At 36.0% G+C, this 20,113-nt stretch carries 14 protein-coding genes and 1 pseudogene; all 15 read right to left on the reverse strand.

The window, feature by feature from the left end:
- Positions 1–697: 697 nt before the first annotated feature.
- Positions 698–1,951 carry an alpha/beta hydrolase gene (locus ACIQAA_RS15195; RefSeq protein WP_402621021.1) on the reverse strand — a complete coding sequence of 418 codons (1,254 nt, stop codon included), beginning with the start codon at positions 1,949–1,951 and terminating at the stop codon, positions 698–700.
- Positions 1,952–2,212: 261 nt separating this feature from the next.
- A complete protein-coding gene (locus ACIQAA_RS15200; RefSeq protein ID WP_402621023.1) occupies positions 2,213–3,397 on the reverse strand; it encodes an ROK family transcriptional regulator in 1,185 nt (394 codons plus the stop codon).
- A gap of 22 nt (positions 3,398–3,419) precedes the next feature.
- On the reverse strand, positions 3,420–5,111 hold the full coding sequence (locus tag ACIQAA_RS15205) for a glycerol-3-phosphate dehydrogenase/oxidase (RefSeq protein ID WP_402621026.1): 1,692 nt from the start codon (positions 5,109–5,111) through the stop codon (positions 3,420–3,422).
- A gap of 167 nt (positions 5,112–5,278) precedes the next feature.
- Complete coding sequence (glpK, locus tag ACIQAA_RS15210) at positions 5,279–6,769, reverse strand: glycerol kinase GlpK (RefSeq protein ID WP_402621029.1); 1,491 nt, start codon at positions 6,767–6,769, stop codon at positions 5,279–5,281.
- Between the two features lie 198 nt (positions 6,770–6,967).
- Entirely contained in the window at positions 6,968–7,519 is a 552-nt protein-coding gene (locus tag ACIQAA_RS15215; protein ID WP_402621032.1) for a glycerol-3-phosphate responsive antiterminator, read from the reverse strand.
- 181 nt (positions 7,520–7,700) lie between these two features.
- A complete protein-coding gene (locus tag ACIQAA_RS15220) occupies positions 7,701–8,993 on the reverse strand; it encodes an ABC transporter substrate-binding protein (protein ID WP_402621035.1) in 1,293 nt (430 codons plus the stop codon).
- A gap of 153 nt (positions 8,994–9,146) precedes the next feature.
- Positions 9,147–11,555, reverse strand: coding sequence for a TIM-barrel domain-containing protein (locus ACIQAA_RS15225; RefSeq protein ID WP_402621038.1), 2,409 nt, complete (start codon positions 11,553–11,555; stop codon positions 9,147–9,149).
- 37 nt (positions 11,556–11,592) lie between these two features.
- A complete protein-coding gene (locus tag ACIQAA_RS15230; protein WP_402621040.1) occupies positions 11,593–13,122 on the reverse strand; it encodes an MFS transporter in 1,530 nt (509 codons plus the stop codon).
- 320 nt (positions 13,123–13,442) lie between these two features.
- The gene (locus ACIQAA_RS15235) at positions 13,443–14,996 is read right to left on the reverse strand and encodes a response regulator (RefSeq protein ID WP_402621043.1); all 1,554 of its coding nucleotides are present in this window, start codon (positions 14,994–14,996) and stop codon (positions 13,443–13,445) included.
- Entirely contained in the window at positions 14,996–16,753 is a 1,758-nt protein-coding gene (locus ACIQAA_RS15240; RefSeq protein ID WP_402621046.1) for a cache domain-containing sensor histidine kinase, read from the reverse strand. Before ACIQAA_RS15240 ends, ACIQAA_RS15235 begins: the two co-directional genes overlap by 1 nt.
- Positions 16,743–16,877, reverse strand: a complete 135-nt coding sequence (locus ACIQAA_RS15245) for a hypothetical protein (protein WP_402621049.1) — start codon at positions 16,875–16,877, stop codon at positions 16,743–16,745. Before ACIQAA_RS15245 ends, ACIQAA_RS15240 begins: the two co-directional genes overlap by 11 nt.
- Positions 16,878–17,258: 381 nt before the next feature.
- Positions 17,259–17,348 (reverse strand): annotated as a pseudogene (locus ACIQAA_RS15250) (sulfurtransferase TusA family protein); the annotation flags it as partial.
- Positions 17,349–17,792: 444 nt separating this feature from the next.
- Positions 17,793–18,716: a phytanoyl-CoA dioxygenase family protein gene (locus tag ACIQAA_RS15255; protein ID WP_402621052.1), complete on the reverse strand. Its 924-nt coding sequence runs from the start codon at positions 18,714–18,716 to the stop codon at positions 17,793–17,795.
- A gap of 309 nt (positions 18,717–19,025) precedes the next feature.
- Positions 19,026–19,148 (reverse strand): hypothetical protein, encoded by a 123-nt coding sequence (locus ACIQAA_RS15260; protein WP_402621055.1) that lies wholly within the window; start codon positions 19,146–19,148, stop codon positions 19,026–19,028.
- 40 nt (positions 19,149–19,188) lie between these two features.
- A complete protein-coding gene (locus ACIQAA_RS15265) occupies positions 19,189–20,112 on the reverse strand; it encodes a phytanoyl-CoA dioxygenase family protein (protein ID WP_402621057.1) in 924 nt (307 codons plus the stop codon).
- Position 20,113 lies beyond the last annotated feature (1 nt).

The following is a 20,113-nucleotide window of genomic DNA, read 5'->3' on the forward strand; positions in this document are numbered from 1 at the left end:
TTTCCTTTCCGCCTGTATCAGCTGTATTGTTTCCTGCATTGCCGCATCCACCCAAAATTCCAGCTACTAAAATCCCGGATGTAACAAAAGATAACCATTTTCTCATTACAATTGACCCTCATTTTTTAAAGTATTTATTTTTTTCAAATCTCAGAAAAATTAATAGATAGTTTTATGCTTTTTTATACTTTGCTATAATCATTTACCCCCCATATAATCCTGCATTAAACGTGATGTAAAATCTTCGTCTCCATTCATTTCAAATGAAAGTGACATCTTTTTCCCCTTTTAAATCTGTAAACCTTTACAAGTATGACGAAAAAAAGAGACCCACAACAGAAGGACCTGAATAAAATATCAGGCAATCCGTGTGAGTCTCCATTTCTCCGTCACATATTATTAACTTAATTACTATAATAATAGGAATTGAAAACGATGTCAATCCGTTTTTTTTTCAAGCATTTCATCTAATAGACTTCAAAGATGGATATCATTATAGTAGCTGTACCCGCTTCCAGGGCAAGTTCACTTTAAAACCTGAAAAAGTATTTGAAATTGTACGCTAAACCATTAAAAAAGCCCCACACACACTAACCTTGTGGGGCTGCATTTTTATTTGCAAAATGGTCCATACACCTTATATCAAAGTTGCATTCCGTGTATCTCAATTAGGCTTCCCTTTATCTATATCAGTCTACTATTTATCTTTATCAGCCTTCCACAAGTGATCCTCTACAAAAGCGGCATAAAACAACTGCCAAACTTCCCAGTCATGCGCAGCAGGAATCTCAAGATAAGAGTGGTCGATTCCTTTTTCAGTCAGTGCATTGTCTAAATCTTGTACAGGTTTAAGCCCAAAGTCCCAAGTACCAGCGCCCACCATTACGGAAGGATTGTCCAAATTGCTGTATGTGCCGATATTTTTCAGTTCATCTCCCGTAACCGCATAACTCCAAATACCAAAATAATCAAATTCATCTGCGTGATGGAAATACATCCGATTGGCGGTAATCCCACCCGCCGACAAACCAGCGTAAGCGCGACCCTCAGGTGTATCATGAACATTGTAGTTAGCTTCAATATAAGGCATTATATACTCAAACTGGTCTTCTTCTATTTTTTCATAATCCCATCCAAAGTCCTGATTATTCATGGTCACTACTACAAAGGGCTCAGTAGTTCCATCTGCAATCAGATTATCCGTAATATTAGCCACTGCGCCCTCGTTCATCCAACGCAGTTCATTGCCAAACTTATCGCCAGAAGTGCCATGTGACAGGTAAAGCACCTTGTATGGTTTCTTGCGGTTTTCATTGTATCCGTGAGGCAGGTAAACAGCAAGCCCGCGTGTATCACCGGCAGCTCCTGTATAGGCTACGGTTTCCACTTTGCCATTCTTATTTTTACGCGGAAGCTCTACAGAGCGATCCAGCCACTCTCCCGTTCCCATTGTTTTCGAATTATACGGAACATAGACCATGCTTGACAAGCTATCAATACCTGTCGCAGTATTGATTAGCGTCGGATTGTTAGGGTCATCTAGTCTTGCGGTTGTAGTACCATCCGGATTGGTAATGCGGAAATTGTAGACAAAAGCGCCGCTGGACAGAGGAACTCTGGCTCCCCACAAATTTTTTCCCAGTTTTTCCATCGATACATAATATGTAGTATCAGCATTACCGCCAGCAGGGAACATACCCGCTCTATACTCCTCCGGTTTATATGGCCGTGTAAACCCATCTTCGATTGTGAAATGATGGAAAGTGTCGCTATAAAGTTCAACCTTTGTTGCTGCTGCAGTCTCATCCTCGTAAATAAACGTTGCATAATAGCCGGTAGGAGAAGTAGCATCCGCCTCCATAGTTACGCCGGGTTTATAATCACTGTAATCCACTCCAGATGATTGTGAAGCAAATACAAACATGTTGTTGCTAAAGATCGAGCATACCATGAAAACCATAATTCCTAGAATTAAAACTTTTTTCATTACCCTACTCCTTTCTCTCATCCAAAATTTGTTAGTATTATAAAGTTATTTCAAGGTGTGATTTGATTATATAATTCTTCTAAAATATTAGAAATGTAATAAAAAGAGGTTAATTTTCACAATAAAGAGGTGTTATAAAAAAAAGTAACCCAACAGGGCAAAATCTGTAGGGTTACTTCGGATAATTTTATTTTTATGTCTCCACCTAGGAAATTTCTTAGGGTTTTATATACTTTGTGACAACACATCTTGTTTAATTGTCAAACTTAACTCAGGTATCTGTAAAAAATTCTTTATTGCTATAGCACATGCGCCCATTCCACAAGCATTTGTACCGAGGTCAGATATAAATATTTCCTTATAATTACTAATTGAAGTTTTTATATTTGATTTAATTATACTCATTGCTTCAGGAAATTGTCTTAATAATTCACTATTTATCACCAGTGTCTCAGGATTTAGTAAATTAATAATATTATTTAGACCAATAGATACATACTTTATATACTCATCCATCTCAGTAATAACTGCTGGGTTTCTTGCAATAACAAGATTTTTGATATCCTCGTAGGTCGATATAGGTTTAGCTAGTTTCTCGGATATTTGTTTAAAGAAGCTCACTTCAGAAGCGTATAATTCCCAACAACCCGATTTACCGCAATTACAAGGTTTTCCATCAGGATGAATAATCATGTGACCCATTTCTCCTGCAAATCCATGATATCCTTTCACCAAGTCTCCGTTAATTAAAAATCCTAGACCTATTCCAGAATACATACTTATATTAATTAAGTTCGTGCAGTGATGGAAATTAAATACGTTTTCCGCAAATGCACATAAATTTGCATTATTTTCAACACAAACTATTATATTTACATTTTTCTCTAGGTCAGCCTTTAAGTCCTTGTTATACCACCTATGCTGTGGGACAAAAGAGATGGTTTTGTCATTCGTTACTGTTCCATGTATTCCAATGACAATACCAATAATCCCAAAACGACTATGAGAAAATTTTTCTTGGTATGCACGAATTTGGTTAATTAAGATATAAATAATTTCATCATAGTCGGAATTCTCTAACTCTACTCTTTCCGTATGAACTGGGTTCCCCAAAAGGTCAGATACAGTAAATTTAATATCTCGATAATCAAGATCAATTCCTAATGCATAACCGGCATCTGGCCGAAGAGAAAGCATAATCGGCTTTCTTCCAACACTGTTATTCTCTATATGGGATTCGATGATTAACTCTTCCTCTAAAAGATCTGCTACCTGTGAAGAAATGGTTGCCTTTGTTAATTTTGTTATATTCGCTAAATCTGACCTCGAGATCGGCCCATGCTTAATAATCTTACTTAATATCAAACTTTTATTTATCTTCTTTAGATAAGAACCTACACCAATTTCCATAAAGTTCACCCTACTATTCAAGTTAATGACCATTTGCAGCTTTTTGGTAAGATTTTGGTTGGTCTACAGGAATGACTGCAGCTTCTAATGCCTCATCTACCGAAGATGAATATTTGTTTTTCTCCTCAACAGACCAATTTAACCTATCAGCTAAATAAGCAATTACTTGCTTATTCCATTTTTTTACGGTTTGTATATCAAATAAAATGGCACCTGTTCGGCGGTTTAAGAAATCTATAGGTGTAGCAATCATTTCATGTTCAATGCCATAAAGTAATTTTGCAAATAACACAGTAGGTAATTGATATTTTTTTGCAACAGACATATTATTTTTCAACAATTCAAACACTGTGTTACTATTGGATCCATATATTTTCACTAATGTTTCGGCCTCTTCTTTGGTAAGACCTATTTCCATACCTCTTTTAACTGCTGCAGTAATAAAAGAAGGATATTGTTTTGAACCTCCAACATCTCCACCTGATATTGGGAGATACTTCGTTTGACACGATTTAAAACTTCTCCCCTCTTCTGATTTTAATTTTGCAGACAGTAAATTAACCACCATTTCAGCCATTTTTCGGTAGCCTGTTAATTTACCTCCAGCAATGGTAATTAACCCTGAATTCGATTCCCAAATCTCATCTTTTCGAGAAATTTCCGATGCATTCTTTCCTTCCTCGTAAATAAGCGGTCGTACACCAGCCCAGCTCGATTCAACATCTTTTTCACTTATTTTCACTTCAGGGAACATATAATTGATCGCATTTAAGATATAACTACGATCACTTTCTGTCATAGAAGGATTTACGGCGTCTTCATTATAGAAGGTATCTGTTGTTCCGACATAGACTTTTCCATCACGAGGGATGGCAAACACCATCCGGCCGTCAGGTGTGTCAAAATAGACGGCTTGTTTCAAAGGAAAACGGGATTGGTCAATCACTAAGTGAACACCTTTTGAAAGCTGAAGGACTTTCCCTTTTTTGGATTTGTCCATTTCACGGATTTGATCCACCCATGGTCCGGAAGCATTAACAATCTTTTTGGCATGTATTTCATACATCTCTCCTGTTAATTGATCTTGGACCAAGGCACCCATTACCTTACCATTTTTATAAAGAAGCTTTGATACTTTTGTATAATTACAAGCAATTGCCCCTTTTTCCACCGCCGCTTTCATAACCTCAATGGTCAGCCTTGCATCATCTGTACGATATTCAACATAAAAACCGCCACCCTTTAAGCCAGATTTTTTTATAAGCGGCTCTTTTTCTAAAGTAGACTGTGAGGTTAGCATTTTTCTCCGTTCCGACTTTTTAACACCAGCTAAGAAATCGTATACACGTAGACCAATGGATGTGCTAAATTTACCAAATGTACCACCCATATGAAGTGGTAATAACATCCATTCAGGCGTTGTCACATGCGGGCCATTTTCGTAAACAATCGCCCTTTCTTTTCCAACCTCTGCCACCATTTTAACTTCAAATTGTTTTAGATATCTAAGTCCGCCGTGAACTAATTTAGTCGACCTGCTTGAGGTCCCAGCCGCGAAGTCTTGCATTTCAACTAGGGCCGTATTCATTCCTCGGGTTTGTCCATCAAGGGCAATACCTGCTCCGGTAATTCCTCCGCCTATTACTAACACATCAAAAATTTCTGTTTTAAATTTGTTAACAAATTCAGTCCGATTTAGGTTTGAAAATTGCATAATGTACTCCTCCTGCTTGTAGAATATAATTAATTTTTTTCAGATGAAATAAAAAGAGACCACAAAAGACATTATCATATTGATAATGTTTTTGTGGTCTCTCCGACTTCTCCTGCCATGTATTAACTTGCCTTTAGTATAACATTAAGTATTGAAATTGAAAATAATTATTTAAAAGCCATTGTTGCTTTCACTGCTTTTTTCCAACCGTCATATAATCTATTCCGATTTTCATTAGACATCTTTGGTAAAATCGTTCGGTCAACCGCCCATTGCTTGGCAATTTCCTCCTGGCTTTCCCAGAAGCCAACAGCAAGTCCTGCTAAATATGCTGCTCCAAGTGCGGTAGTTTCATTTACAACGGGTCTTTCTACTGGAACATCCAAAATATCACTTTGGAACTCCATTAGGAAATTATTTTTCACCGCCCCGCCGTCTACACGGAGAGTTTTTAGTTCGATTCCAGAATCAGCTTCCATGGCAGATAATACATCTTTGGTTTGGTATGCAAGAGATTCCAACGTAGCGCGAACTAAATGTTCCTTTGTTGTACCACGGGTTAAACCAAAAACAGCACCTTTTACATCACTATCCCAATAAGGAGTTCCTAAGCCTACAAACGCTGGGACCAAATAGACGCCGTCGTTGGAATCGACTTTTGCTGCATATGCTTCACTGTCCTTTGCATCTTTAAACATTCTTAGCCCATCACGAAGCCACTGAATCGCAGAACCCGCGACAAAAATACTTCCCTCAAGTGCGTATTCTACTTTTCCATTCAGCCCCCATGCTATAGTGGTTAATAATCCATGCCCTGAGCGCACAGCTTTCTCACCCGTATTCTTTAACATAAAGCAGCCGGTACCATAGGTGTTTTTGGCCATTCCTTCGTCAAAGCACGCTTGTCCGAACAATGCAGCCTGCTGGTCGCCGGCAACCCCTGATATTGGAATCTCGTTCCCAAAAAAGTGATAATCAACCGTTTTTCCATAGATTTCTGATGATGGTCTAACCTCGGGCAGCATGGATTTAGGCACATCTAAAATTTCCAATAATTCATCATCCCACTTTAATTCATAGATGTTGAACATTAAGGTTCGTGAAGCGTTAGAATAATCGGTTACATGTGCACGGCCTCCGGATAGTTTCCAAACCAGCCAAGTATCAACAGTACCAAATAATAATTTTCCTTGATCCGCTTTTTCACGTGCCCCTTCTACATGATCGAGGATCCATTTTACCTTTGTTCCTGAAAAGTAAGGATCAATTAACAGTCCAGTTTTGTTACGAAATAGGTCATTATATCCTTTTTCTTTCAACTCCTCACAAATCTCACTTGTTTGTCTTGATTGCCAAACAATGGCATTATAAACTGGATTGCCTGTTTCTTTGTCCCAAACTATAGCTGTTTCGCGCTGGTTTGTAATCCCTATACCTGCAATTTGTTCAGGTTTAATTTCGGATTCTGATAAACTTTCAGCAACAACTGAAAGAATGGAACCCCAAATTTCATTAGGATTGTGTTCGACCCAGCCTGGCTTTGGAAAGTATTGCGTGATTTCCTTTTGCGCAGAATGAACAATCTCCCCATTTTTATTAAAAATAATTGCACGGGAACTAGTTGTCCCCTGGTCTAGAGATAAAATGTATTTTTCCACTATTAATTTCCTCCCAAAATACCATCTTCCAAAAATATCATTGGATACAAAAAAAGAGATTCACTAAACAGAATTAACCCACAAAAGGGGTCTCTGCGTGAATCTCCTACTCTCCGTCACATAATGTTAACTTGCCTGAGGAAAGTATACGATTCTACTAAAACGATGTAAACAACTTTTTTAACATGAGTATGTTGTTTAATGTTTTAAAAAACCCTCCCATAACTCTCGTTTTGAAGTGGTGATGGCTGTAGCTCCTGCCATTAGTGCCGCATCTACATCTTCTGAATTCCGAATTAACCCCCCAGCCAGGATGGGTGTTCCTACAATCTCCTTAACTTCCGCAATAATCTTCGGCATCGCCCCAGGCAGGACTTCAATATAATCGGGCTGGGTTTTTGCTATTAATTTATAGCTTTTTTCAAGAGCATGGCTATCGATTAGGAAAATTCTTTGTACAGCAATTACACCTTTTTGCTTTGCCTTTTGAATCACACTAGATTTAGTTGAGATTAAGCCGTACGGCTTGAATTCCTGACAAATATACTCTGTGGCATAATCATCATTTTTTATGCCGTGGATTAAGTCCACATGGTAAATCATTTTCTTCCCTTTTTCCTTAGCCATACTATTAATATGTTTTAACTGAGCAATATGCATATCTAAAAATACACCAATCTCGTAAGGACTTCTCAAAAAGGATTCGAATTCCTTCATATTAGAAGAGGCAGGGATGATTTTCTGGTTCATAACGTTAATCCTTTCATCTCTGTTCTTATTATTTTATAGGTCATAATGGAGCCCCGCAATATCAGCGTCCTGCCTACGTTTCTTTGTTTTTGGAATAAGTTTATACCTTTCATATTCAAGAACTGCAGAATGGTTTGATGATTGAAGGGCAGAAGGCACCACATTACTCTTTTCACTCTGATTAATGTGAACCTCCCTCAATCGCTTCTTTAATTTTTTCTGCCACTGCATCCATTGCTTCTTGTGAGGATACTTCCCCATTTAGAGCTTTTACGATGGAGTCGCTCATAACAGAGGAAACCTGGGAGATGACCTCTTGATTTCGCCAATCTTCCGCTGCAATAACTGGAGTATTTTCTAGCTCATTTGAAAATATTTTAAACATATCTTTACCAAACTCGTAGTTTAATTCATTGTTATCTAATCTAGAACTTAACAGAAGAGACTCTTGATTGAATTTAGCATTGACTTCCTTTGATGCTAAATATTTAATAAAATCAACTGTTTCGCCTTCTACCTCTGTATTTTTGAAGCCCATAATATATTTTCCTCCTGGTACAGAAGAACGAATCTCTTTTTTAGGAAGATATGTTACCCCCCACTCAAAGTTCTCGATATCACTATAGTTGCTTAACATCCAGTTACCGGCTAAGTGAGCAACAGCCTGTCCTGAGCGGAAAAGTTTAATTGGATCTTCCACGCCTAACCAAACAGATTCAGGAATTATCCCGTCTTTATGAAGTTTGATAAAATAATTTAATGCTGCTACGCCTTTTTCATTATTGATGGCTGGTTCAGAACCATCTTCTGTCATGAGGCTTCCGCCAAATTGATAAACTAAAGTAGAATATCTTCGAGGTGTAAAATCAACTAACAGCCCGTATTTTGCTCCGCCTTTTTCTTTTACCGTATTAAGAGCATCAACAAATTCATCCCAGTTCCAAACTTCGTCAGGGGTTTGTGGAACTTGCACTCCTGCTTTAACAAACAATGTTTTGTTATAAATAATGCAGTTTGCAGTAACATCCATAGGTGTTGCAATAATTTTATTATCTTTTACATAATAAGGTTTAACTGCGGGCAGGAATTGTGAAGTAAATTCTTCCTCTCCCCCAACATATGGTGTAAGATCTAATGCAAAATCAGCAAAATTCCCAGTATCTGTTATTCTCGCTAATGCTGGAGGTTCCCCACCTGCAATCATTCTTTTTAATTTTTTATCTAAATCTTGATAAGCCACTTCTATTAATTTAATTTCAACATTTTGATTTTTTGCTTGATAATCCTTGATAATCTCTTTCATTACCTTTCCCTCTACACCGTCACTAAACCAAAGGAAATCCAAGGTAACTTTCTTTGCATTTTCTGATCCGATTGAATCTTTTGGACTTGGATTGTAAGCACAGGCTGATATTGTCAATAATATAATCGATGTTATAAAAAAAATAGAAATCTTTTTCAATGATTCTTTCATAGGATGATATTGCCCCTTCTATGATCGTACCTTATTCGGGATGTGAAATACTTAAAACACCACTAAATCATTATATAAAAAATACCCTATAGTTAGACTTATTATGTATATCTAAACTATAGGGTCTATATCAGGGATAAAACCCTTTACATTTTATAGATGATAAACAAAACTTCCATCATCTGTTTGTTGTAAAGGCTGTCCGTTCACCACTAGCTCTCGCTTTTCACCTTTTGGCAAATGGAATGTAATTTGCTTATATGACAACTCGAAGACCCCTTCTTTTTGTAAAGACACTTCCAATCGATCACTTGTTGTTTTCATGTGAACATGAAGTTTAGTATGATTTTCTTGATAATTTGAAGAGATACCGTCATCCTCGTACAATACATAATCTGATGTACCTGTTTGTTGGTGAGGGAACAACTCAAATCCCCGTTCATCGTTTGTTTTTGTTAGAAATGAACAGTCTGCATCATTCACTGGAATGATACTGCCTTCTTTTACAAGGAACGGTGCATACGTTAATGGTGCAGGTATGGTTACAGTTTGTCCACTTTTATACCAGGTTGATGTATGATAATCGTACCACCCTCCATCGTACTCTGGTAAATAGACTGTTCGCTCAGTAGCTCCTTCTTCTACCACAGATGTCACTAGAATTGAATCACCTAACATAAAATCATCACATTCTTCAAATGTCTTTTTATCATGACCAAACTCGTAGAATGTTGGTTTAATGATAGGCTCATATTGATCGTGAGCATTGTATAACAAAGTATACAAATATGGGGTTAATCTGTGTCTAAACTTAATTAAATCTTTTATTTGGTCCGCTGTTTCTTCATACATCCAAGGAACATTGACCGTTTGGTCGTCATTCCATGAATGAATCGTAAACCTAGGATAGAAAATTCCATTTTGCACCCAACGGACAAATAATTCCGGTGACGGAGCAGGACCGGAAAATCCGCCAATATCATGACCGATATTATACACTCCTGATAAGCTTAAACCAATGGCCATTTTAATGTTGTATTTTACGGTTTTCCAGCTCGTATAATTATCACCTGTCCATGTTTGAACATATCGCTGCATCCCTGGACTACCGGAACGAGATATTAAATAGGGTCTTACTTCTGGTGAAAATTCCTTTTGTGCTTCATAGGAAGCTTTCATCATTAATAATGGCTGTAAGGCACGTACAAGTTCAAAATTTACCTCTTGCCCAAATCCATTGCTTCGTACATTTTTCGTCCAGATTTCAAATTCATTGTTATCATTCCATGTAGAATCAATACCATATTCCAGTAATGCTTCAGTTACCTTCTTTTTCCACCATACATATGTGTCTTTATTTGTAAAATCCAAATAGGCTCCTACTTCATCCCAAAATTGTGCCATTTCAGGCGTTTTGCCATCTTCCGATTTAATAAACATCCCTTTATCTTCTAATTCTTCGAATAATGGGTGGTCTTTTAACAAGCAAGGCTTGATGTTCGCACAAAGATGCACTTTCTTTTCATGATATCCTTCTGTGAACCCTTTAGGGTCTGGAAACTTATCTCTATTCCAGTTAAATACATAACGTTTATCCCCAATAGACGTATACCCTGATGATAATTGGAACGAATCACAAATAATATCATGTTCCTCACATAATTGCAGGAATTCATTTAATCTTTCTTGGGATTTCGGTAAATCTGTATACGTCATCGTAGATCCCGAATAGCCAAGGCTCCATTTTGGCTGGAAAATCGGTTTTCCGGTTAACCAAGTGTATCTTTTTACAACATCCTTTACTTCAGGACCAGCAATGATATAGTAATCTAAATCTCCGGCATCTGATTGGAAATAGCGATACCAGCCATGATAATTATCCATCTCATTTCCCATATCAAATACTGCTTTTGACATATTATCGTAAAATAATCCAAATGAAATATTTGTCTTATCTTTTCGGGTGATATAAAACGGGATATGTTTGTACAATGGGTCGGTATATTGGGCATCGTAACCCATTGGATCAACATTCATCATACGATAGCGCTTACCATAGCGGTCGGTTTCGCCCGCCTTTTCCCCTAAACCGTAATAGCTTTCTTCTCTCGTTCTCTCGATATAATGGAATATTCCTTCACCTAATGACCCATCAAAATTATAGGCTTGTGTTTTTCGGTCATTCATAAAATGAATATAATCTGATGTTTCGGAATCCTTATAATACCAATGTATATTGAATCCATTTAGATTAATTTCAACTTTTAATGCGGATGTTTCAATAAAAAATACTTCTTCTTTTTCGTACGAAACATAGGCTGGCAAACTAAATGGACTAAGATCCAAACGGTCTCTACCTTCCATCGGGACGTCATCCATCCCCGGTGCCACTAACCAAGTTTGTGACAGCGATAGCTTTTCACCCTCTGTCATCAAAACACGCACAATATCATTTTCTAAAACAAATACTCTAGCAATAATATCACTATGATTTAATTTAAAAGCTAAACAATTATTGTCTTCATTAATAAACTTGAACATGTATTTTTCACGAATTGACATAATTTTTTCACCTTACGCTTTCTAGAGAGTGACTTACTCAAGCAGATTTTATTTTACTTTCATTATTACTATCCTTCCAGATATCCTCATACTTAAACCCAGTAAGATTTTCAACAACTTCTTTTGTTTTTGGATCCACTTTAAGCTTTGAACCATTATTTTTTAATCTTTCAATTTCATCGACTAATATTTTATGAGTTTGTTTATTTAATTTAAAAGAGAAAACAACTAGTAATGCTGCAACAAGAAGTACTGAAGCGCCAATGACCATAGTATAGACGATGGTATGAACTGCCTCTATCGTCTGTGTTTTTTCTCCTGCAACAAAACCGCCCCATTGTAGTACAAGTCCCACAACCATAGTTGCCAATGCAACAGACGTTTTTCTGGCGAATGTCATAACTGCTGCAAATAATCCCTCTCGTCTTTGTCTCGTTACAATCTCATCAATATCCGGAATGAAAGGGAATACATTCCACGGTGTAAAGTCTAAAATTGCTCTGCCAACTTGATAAAAAGCAGCAATCACAAACAGCATGACGACCATTGAATCAGGCTTTGTTAAATAGACTACATAAAACGCTCCCAAACAGATAAGCATTACGGAATAGGAGATTTTATACAAATTACCAGGGCCTACTTTTATCATTAAGAATCCAGCTACCAGCATAATAGGCACTCCAATTATACTGAGTGAGAGCAAGTCTGCAGCAAGTGATGATGAAATACTTAGAGCAAACACACAGAAATAAACAAAAACAGCATTAAATACGTCTTTAGCAGTGAAGGATAATAAATAGATCGCTAAATGTTTACGAAAGCTTTTTATTTTCAAGGTAGTCCAATATTCCTTTAAAACAGATCCAATCGCACTAAGTGTTTCACCAAAACTTTTAGATTTGCCCGATTGTGCGATAAATTCTCTTTCTTCCTCAGGTGTAAGCTTGTTTTCCCACGTTACTTTATACGAGATAAAGATACAAATCGCAAAAAGTATGGCAAAAAATACAGCATTGATAAAATAAGCATACGCATTATCTTCACCAAAGTAAGCGATTAAACGTGCAGGAACAAACGTGGCTAAAAATACACCTGTACCAGACATAAACATTCTTGCTGTGGATAATTTCGTTCTTTCATTAAAATCCTTTGTCATTTCGGATGGCAGCGTTTCCCAAGGAATTAATACTAAAGCCATAACGATTTCAAATAACAAATAGCTTAAAAGATAGTACCAATAATTCATTCCTGTAAACCATAGCAACACATATGTGACCATTAACGGTGAACCAATTAATAGAAAGAAACGGCGTCTGCCAAACTTTCTTCCCAATTTAAATTTATAGAAGTTATCCGTGATACTGCCGATAGATAAGCTCACTACAGCATCCACGATACGAGCAATAGCAATAATGGAGGCACCTTCAACAGGAGTTAAACCCACAAATGTTGTATAGTAATACATTAACCAAGCGGCAATAACGGTGAAAGCACCCCCACCCATTATGTCCGTTAACCCATAACCAACGGCTCTAGGTATGGTAATCTTTTTCTTCATATTTGTCATATAATCCCCTTCTCTCTCCTAATAAAATTTAACGACTTCTCTCCCTGTTACCAGCAAACGATTTATTGGAGGGTTAAAAATTATGGGATAATGTATCTTTTCGTATATTCCCTCCTCCTATTGCAATCCCTTACAAAAGTAGTTGAAAGTGCTTTCTTGGTTTTAATTCTACATGACCGTCATAAGAGAGAAAGGTTGAAATTTTTGAAGTAGTTGTTGAAAATATTGACCATCGTATATAAAAAAGCCGCATCACATGAATTTCATGTGATACGGCCATGAGGGAGAAAGGTTGAAATTTTTGACTGTTGGATTATTGATTATCTGCATTTTTTATATTCAGAAGGAGTAGTTCTCATAATTTTTTTAAAAACTTGACCAAAATATCTTGCATCAAGAAATCCTACCATTATTGAAACTTCGTTCGCTTTCAAATCAGTAGTAGATAAAAGCTTTTGTGCCACCTCAATCCGTTTTTCTGTTAAGAAATTACTAACATTTTCCCCGGTATCCCTTTTAAAGGTCCGGCTTAAATAACTAACACTAACATCAAGTTGTTCTGCAATAAACTGCGCATTTAAATCTGGATTCGCATAATGTTGTTCAATAATTCGTTTTGCCTGCTCAACTACACCTATGTTATTTTTATTCATTGTTTCGTAAAGATGATTTTTTACCTTCACACAGGTTTGCTTCATAAATTCAAGTAGTTGATCAAAGGTTTTACACCGTTCAAGTTGTTCATATCCAACGGTCATTGAAAAATTTTTATTCCATTTTGCAACGATTAATCCTAGTTTAATTAATAACTCTAAGCAAAGATTTAATACTAACTGTCTATCAAATGTGTATTTTAGCTCCTTGAAAAGTGCCTCAATTTCAAGCAGAATCTTCTCAAGTTCCCATTCTTCAAACTTTTCAATAAAGCTCGATGATTTTGCTGTGAAATTATTGTTATAATGTTTGGTGCTAGTTTCAGAATAAATATGAATTTTTCCTTTCCCAACAAAATAACTCCGTGATAGTGCTGTGATAGATTGTAAGTAAGAGGAGTGTAAGGTGTTGATAGAAGTAAACATTCCTCCAATACCAATTGAAACATGGGTGCGATCCTCAAAGGAAAAATAACCCAATATATTTTCAGCAATATCTTTTAATCGTGTTTCTACCACTTTATCTGGCATTAATAGTGAGAATGAAGGTATTACCAAAAGTTGTTGATCATGCGTTACAAATCTTACTTCCTTATTTTTTGTTAGTAATAAGTCCTTGATGGATTTTGTAACAGAATCAAAGGATAATCTATTTTGCGTATCACTATACATCTCTATTGTTATCACAGCACCTTTTCCAGGTGTAAGATTGATGCTTTGGTTTATATTTTGTGTCGGTACTATCCCCTTAACTGTCATTTCATATAATAATGATTGTTCTATAATGGGTATACTCTCTTGAAGAGCATTTTCCAAGTATTCATAGTTTTTCTCTTTATATCTTTTTTGTTCTATGGTATTTACTGCATTTTTAATCACAACCATTACTTCGTCTACGACTGTTGGTTTCAGTAAATAATCAAAAACGCCATATTTAAAGGCTTCTTTGGCAAATGTAAACTCATCATAACCTGACAAAAGAATCATTAGAATATCTTTATGATTTTGATGAACGAACTCCGCCAATTCTAGGCCTGTATGACCAGGCATAACAATATCAGACACTACGATATCTGGCTTAAGTTTATTAATTAGTTTTTTTCCTTCGTAACCATTCGACGCTATTCCACAAATTTCGCAACCAAGGGCTGGCCAATCGATTTTTTCAGATAACCCTTTACTAATAAATGGTTCATCGTCTATAATAAGTACTTTCAACATCAGGCTCCCTCCCTTCTTATAGGTAAAGTCAGCTCAAACGAGGTTCCGACGTTAATATTACTTTCAATCTTTAAACCATTATCATCACCAAATAATAATTGAATCCGGTTTTGAACATTTAATATCCCATTTCCTGTTCCTCTGTTGTCATCAAGACTTAGATATCTACCCTCAGAAAGAGAGGCGACTGTATTTTCATCCATACCTACTCCATTATCTAAAACTTCAATGTGTAATTTGTTATTTTTAATTTTCCCATTGATAAATAAATATCCGTTTCCAATTTTCTTTTCTATTCCATGAATCATGGCATTTTCAACGATTGGCTGCAGAATCAGTTTTGGAACTAAACAATTTTTAGCCTCTGGATCAACGTTGACAGAATAATGAATTCTGTCTTGAAACCTAATTTTTTGAATCGTCATATAATCATCAATATAATTAATCTCTTCTTCGAGTCTAATGAACTCCCCGTTATTAGTTATACTCTTTTTCAACAGTCTACTTAATGAGGTTGTCATTTTACTAACTTCATCTGATTTCCCGAATTGTGCCATCCAATTGATTGTATCCAGGGTATTATAAAGAAAATGTGGATTTATCTGGGCGCGAAGTGCTCTTAGCTGCGCGTCTTTTTCATTTATATCCTTCTGATAGATGTCCGAAATCAAGTTGTTAATTTTATTCATCATTCGATTAAAGCTTTCGCCAACTCTTCCAAGCTCATCCGAACGGTCGATTTGGAGTTGAACATTGAAGTTATCTTTTTCAACCTCATCCATCACCAAACTTAATTTGGTTAATGGTCTGACAATATAATTTGTGCTAATCCAAATGATAATGATACCAATAATGATCGCTACTATTCCAATTAAGAAGACTGTCTTACCAATAAGTGCAGGTCCTTCCGAAATCTCATTCAAACTTATTAAAGAAATGATTTTCCACCCTGTTAATTCAGATTGATAATTGTTTATAATCATTCTCCCTGAATCCGGGATTTCTATTAATGTATCAGAATTAGCTAATTGTTTAGTTGAATTTGAAAGCCATGATGTAACGGCACTTAATTCCTTATCATTTGAATTAGATATAACGACATTATTTTCTTTATCCAGTATAATAATATGTCTTTCTTCAGTTGGATCAAATTTCTGAATCCGCTCCTTTAAATATGCTTTATCCATAGACATTGTTAAATAACCAATGACTTTCATTTTATAAGAGTGTATATCGTAAATCATCCGATTAGCTGTAATCACAGACTTCTCAACACTCCAAGTGACTTTTCCACCTGAATCATAAATCTCGGGACGTAATGTATTAAAAAATTCATAGTTATTGTTATTGACACTTCTTCTTAAATTCACTCTTAATCCTTCAGTGTCATAAAGATAGACAAGATCGACTTCATTGAACATGATAGTTTCATCTGTTATTTTGGATAATAAGTTTTTATTTAAGAGATTTTTTTCTTTACTATTTTCGTATGCATCTGGCAATATCCTTTGTACATCATTGTTGAAAGTTACACCATCCATCACACGATTAAAGGATTCCACCATATTATCTATACTTTTACTAATTTGCATGACCATCACAGTATTATATCTAATTGCTTCATTAATCTGGATTTTTATAGCAAGCGTATAAGTAATAATTGCAGTCAACCCAATTATTAGACTGATACTTACAGCATTCTGGAATAACAATTGATTTTTCAAATGGCGAAATCTAAAGAAACGTTTAAACTTCATATTCCTGCACCGTTGCTTCCAAATCATATATATTTTTTAAAGGTACCTTGACTTTTATATTTAAAATTACCAGATGCCAACTAAATTCACCTAATCTATATAACCCTTGAACAAATCCCTTCATCCTTATTCCCCTTTTTAGAGCACTACTATTGTGAAAACCCTTTTATTTATCTTAATATAACAAAATTTTCTCAAATAGATAAGTGTCTGACACCTTCCAATAACTTCAACAAAATTATGTTCAGTCATAGTTGGATATAATTCCTTGCAAACAAGGCACTTTTGTCAACCCTAAAAATCAATGCATCATAAACAGGAGGAGGCACCACCACCTATCCTATTATGAAGAATATTGTCCCCTAGAAGCTCATTGATGTAACGACACCTTCCTCCATTCCCCAATTAATGCCGTCGAAGAAAAACTCACGGGTATTAAGATGAAACGTCACCAAGTGGTTGGCAAAAATCCTTGTGAATTGGATGGTTCGTTACATGAAAAATGACCACTTTTTATTTCATTCATTGCCTTTTTTGTTTTAACAATTGGCATGGGGCATGCCAGCCCTTTTGCGTCTAATGTTAAATCAAACACCTTTGCAATCGAAGTACTTAATTTCCCCTGATAATTCTTTTTTGCCCATCATGTTAATTCGCGATTTCAGCCTTTCTTCAAAAAAACAAAAAACACTCACAAATGCTGAAATGACAACATTCGTGAGTGTTATATTTTTTCTAAATGGACTTAATTAAATCTACGTGTGTGTCTTACCTTCATTTATACTTGGCTCATTTGATTATTTAAGAAGCCCTATATTTATTTTTATATTTTAGTAAATTCTTCTCGATAATCGGTACGCTATAAAACAATTTAAAGCGAGCTGGTTCATCGCAGAAAATACAGATATGTTCCCAATATTTTTGAGGTAATTTCTGTATATGGGGTACATTTAATACTATGACCCCTTCTTTAATATGGTTTTTACAGACTGTTATCATCCAGATTCCCTCACTTATCTTTTGTTTTCATGATCATACACTACCACTTTTTGATGCCCAACAATTTCTCACCTAATTCAGTGAGTTCGGCTCGTTCATATTTTTCTTGCTCCCAATTACGAGGATCCCCTAGGAATGCAATCCCTTCTGGAATGACTCTTTCACTCCATTGTTTGATTCTCCATTGTCTTAGTTCTTCATTGTGTTCCTGTGCAGGAAACATGGAAATATATTGATGAATATTAGGCGTATTGGAAAGGTTTTTACGTAAACCATGTGGCTGCATGACATGAAAAATTAATAAGTCTCCAGCTTTTAACGTTACGGGTGTTGGTGTATACCTTGTGTAATCTGGATGATAAGGATCTCTATTGGCTGGTTGAGTCTTAACCCACTCCGGAAAATCTCTAAATAACTCAGGAATGACATTCAATCCGCCATTTTCTACATCAGTATCTGTTAAGAAAAGAATTCCCTGAACATTCACTGGAAGCGGATCTAATGAAGTATCACCATCCCAGTGGATGAATCCTTCGAATTCAAATGTCCTTGGCTTATTGGGGAAGCTCATATTACATCTGTCAATACTAGTCCAAAGCTTATCGGTGCCCCATATATCTACAAACGCATCGTATACTTTTTGATAGGAACGATTGTCCCAGAAGTATTGGTGATTATATAACTCTACCATTCCGGCATTACGAAGTTCTGGCATTATATGGTCACGAAGCGGTTCTCTGTACCATGTTGAAGGATCATTCGGGTCTTTTTCTTCAAACTCCCAAATGAGATTAACCGTTCGTTCAATATTTTCTTTTGGAACCACATTCCGAACGACGACATAACCGTTTTCTTTCCAAAATGTAAATTCTTCCTCCGTTAACACGCGTAATGGTTCATTGTTAGGACGTTCATTTAAAGGAATATCAATCTCAAGAATATTGTTTACTTTTGTGTTTGCCATAAAAAACTCCTCCGATCAAGGTTAAGATGGTTTTATTTTTCAATAATCTAACAATTTAAATATAATATTTTCACCATGTTAAAACTATAAACTATCCTGCTTAAATGAATAAAAAAATATACTATATTGCTATTTTGTAGTATTTTTTTGTAAGCAATCATGTTGAAAACAAAATAAACAACATAGTGATACACTTTTCAACAATCTATAATATATTGCTATTAAATATAAAAAAAGAATGCCTACTAGGTAACATACCCAAATAAGACATCCTTCTTTTAGAACACCTATTTAACTGTTAATATGCAATCAATTACTTTCATTCACTTCTTTATAACTTTCATGACTTTTATCACTGCATTCCCAACAAACGGATCGATTTCTTTCCATTTTGGCTAACTGACTTCCACAACAAATACACACATCATTCATATACAATCCCCTCCTAACCAGTTAGAAATTTATTAACGTTTTACCACTTTTTCAAGCCTAATAATTTTTCACCTAATTCAGTAAGCTGGGCTCTTTCATATTTCACTTGTTCCCAATTTCGCGGATCTCCTGGGAATGCATATCCCTCAGGCTTAATTCTTTCCTTCCAAGATTGGATTCTCGCCTCTCTTAATTCCTGATTATTTTCTTGTGCTGGAAACATGGAAATATATTGTGCCAATCGTGCTTTTTCAGAGTAATTTGGACGAATTCCATGTGGCTGCATACTATTGAAAATTAGCAGATCCCCTGCTTTCGTTACCACCTTTGTTGGTGTAAAGCCCGTTGTATCCGGTTTATGCGGGTCTCGATCAGCGGGCTGGGTTTTCACCCATTCATCAAACGTTCTGTAAAGTTCCGGAATACACTGGAATCCTCCCATATCAATATCTGTATCCACTAACGATAAAACCCCTTGGACATTAACAGGAATCGGATCTAAAGAAGTATCAACATCCCAGTGAATGAATCCTTTATATTCATAGCCTGGTTTCATTGGGAGGTTTAAATTGCATCGATCAATACTAACCCATAGTTTTTCTGTTCCCCAAATATCTACAAACGCATTATAAATTTTTTCATACATGCGATTATCCCATAAATACTGATGGTTATATAACTCCACCATTCCCGTGTTCATTAATTCTTTCATGACCATTTCTCGGCCTGGCTTCGCATACCAGGTCGATGAATCATGAGGGTCTTTTTCTTCAAATTCCCAGATTAATTTTACTAGTCGATCAATATGATCTTGTGGAATCGCATTCCGTATGATTACATAACCATTTTCCTTCCAAAACTTCCAATCTTCCTCACTTAACACTTTCAACGGTTCGTTATTTACCCGTTCATTTAATGGGGTTTCGATTTCAAGGATATTATTTAGCTTTTTTTCTGCATTCATG

This window comes from Neobacillus sp. NPDC093182, from assembly GCF_044754045.1.